The following is a 900-nucleotide window of genomic DNA, read 5'->3' on the forward strand; positions in this document are numbered from 1 at the left end:
TTGATAATTCACAGTTCCAGAAACCTGGGTTAGTTTCATTATCAAGGTTGAAACCAGCAGGTGCAGTGTCAAAGTCAATAGTAGCGGTAGAGTTCCACCAACGTGACCAAGAACCATTCACACAATAACGGTCAAAACGTGAGTTCGTCTTAGGTGACAGAACAGTTTGAACAATCTCCTTACCGGAGTCATCAGCATTAACTGTCAGGAAGTAAACATCACTATCTTCTGGTGAATCAATGTGAGGGGTGTTAGGTGTTGTTACCTGAGCAGTATCTTTGAAGTAGAAATACGAACCATCAGTTGTGATAGTGTTCGCATCAATACCAGATACGTTGTTGTAGAACTGTGAGTTCACACGTTTCCACGGAGTCCAAGTAGCATCCTGATGGTGATAACCACGCACCCAAATAGCATTCTTGTCGTAGATGGTCTGAACACGAGTCTTACCCTCTATTCCACCAGTAGGAGTCCAAGTGCCGTAGAAATCATTACATACAGCCCAATCGTATTCCATTGCAGCAGGAGCACCGTTAGAAGTCACACCAGTAGTAGAATTGACTGTCTTAGGTTTGGCAACCATAAAAGATTTACCAGAATACTTATTGTCCTGTAGTTTATCAGTATTGTTAGTTTCACCATCACCACACACTACGTTGGAGTTAACTTGGAAACCACCAGAAGTCAGAGCAGCAGTTACATCAACACCATTCACTTTAGGCATAGCTTTGAAGTCAACAACGTGAGTAGTTGCATCGATAGAGTTCAGAGCACCAACAATAGCATTACCTGTAGCAGCACGGTCAGCCTCTGCTTTCGCTCTATCAGCTTCTACTTTAGCTCGATTAGCTTCAGTAAGAGAATCAGCCTGAGAAGTAGCAGCATTAGTCTCAGAAGTCT

At 43.0% G+C, this 900-nt stretch carries 1 protein-coding gene; it reads right to left on the reverse strand.

Annotation, left to right across the window (positions count from 1 at the left end):
• Positions 1-900 (reverse strand): pyocin knob domain-containing protein (locus N1032_RS24245; RefSeq protein WP_259543042.1); only part of this gene is annotated, 900 nt, incomplete at both ends.

The organism is Herbiconiux daphne (assembly GCF_024979295.1).
GTDB lineage: Bacteria > Actinomycetota > Actinomycetes > Actinomycetales > Microbacteriaceae > Herbiconiux > Herbiconiux daphnes.